Annotated in this window: 1 protein-coding gene; it reads left to right on the plus strand. The window is 53.3% G+C overall.

Translation table 11 applies throughout. From position 1 onward, the window contains the following. Positions 1-72: 72 nt before the first annotated feature. A protein-coding gene (locus ACT3TJ_RS17935; RefSeq protein ID WP_085942797.1) for an IS3 family transposase occupies positions 73-1,160 on the plus strand; the annotation gives its coding sequence in 2 pieces (ribosomal slippage) (positions 73-328 and positions 328-1,160; 1,089 coding nt in all). The last annotated feature ends 43 nt before the right edge of the window (positions 1,161-1,203 follow it).

Here is a 1,203-nt window from a genome sequence, read left to right on the forward strand (position 1 = left end):
AGGGTAATCCCCCCGAAAAATAATCGCGGTGATAAGTGGAATTTTGTACTCTGAACAGACAGGAGATTCCACATGCGAAAATCACGTTTTACCGACAGCCAGATCATGGCGATTCTGAAGCAAGCCGAATCTGGCGTGCCGGTTCCTGAACTTTGCCGCGAGCACGGTATGAGCAGTGCCACGTTTTATAAATGGCGTTCGAAGTATGGCGGTATGGACGCGTCCATGATGAAGCGCCTCAAGGACCTGGAAGACGAAAACCGTCGGCTCAAGAAGATGTACGCCGAAGAGCGCTTGAAATCCGAGCTTCGCCAGGAGGCCCTTGAGGGAAAGTGGTAAAGCCATCTCAACGCCGAGAGATGGCAAAAAATGCAGTTGATGCCGATCGCTGCAGTGTACGGCTGGCCTGTGTGGCCTTTGGTATCAGTGAGACCTGTTATCGCTACCGGGCAAAGCTGAGCCATGAGAACGCGGTGATTGCCGACTGGCTGGTGCGTTTAACCCATAACCAGCGTAACTGGGGTTTTGGGCTGTGTTACCTGTATCTGCGCAACGTGAAGGGCTTCGGCTGGAACCATAAGCGCATCTACCGGATTTACCGGGAGCTGGAGCTTAACCTGCGGATCAAGCCCAAGAAGCGACTGGTGCGGAAAAAGCCGGAACCCTTGTCGGTACCGCAGGTTCTGAACGGCTGTTGGTCTATGGACTTCATGCACGACCAGTTGGCAGACGGCCGAACGTATCGATTGTTCAACGTGCTCGATGACTACAACCGGGAAGGTCTGATCATCGATGCAGACTTCTCGCTGCCGGCAGAGCGCGTAATACGCTCTCTCACGCAGTTGATCGAATGGCGCGGCAAGCCAAAAGCCATTCGCTGTGACAACGGCCCGGAATACATCAGCGGTAAGCTCGTTACCTGGGCAAGGCAGGAAGGCATTGAACTTCGATATATCCAGCCGGGGAATCCGCAGCAGAATGCTTATGTTGAACGCTACAACCGAACAGTCCGTTATGATTGGTTGAGCCATTATCTTTTCGACTCGATCGCTGAAGTACAGGATTTTGCCACACGCTGGCTCTGGACGTACAACCACGAGCGACCGAACATGGCATTGGGTGGGATAACACCGAAACAGAAGGTGGCCATGGCGGCCTAACCAACTCTACTTATCGCTCCGGTTATAAATGGGAGGATTACCC

It is taken from the genome of Halomonas sp. AOP30-A1-24 (genome assembly GCF_052378165.1).
Taxonomy (GTDB): Bacteria; Pseudomonadota; Gammaproteobacteria; order Pseudomonadales; family Halomonadaceae; genus Vreelandella; species Vreelandella citrativorans.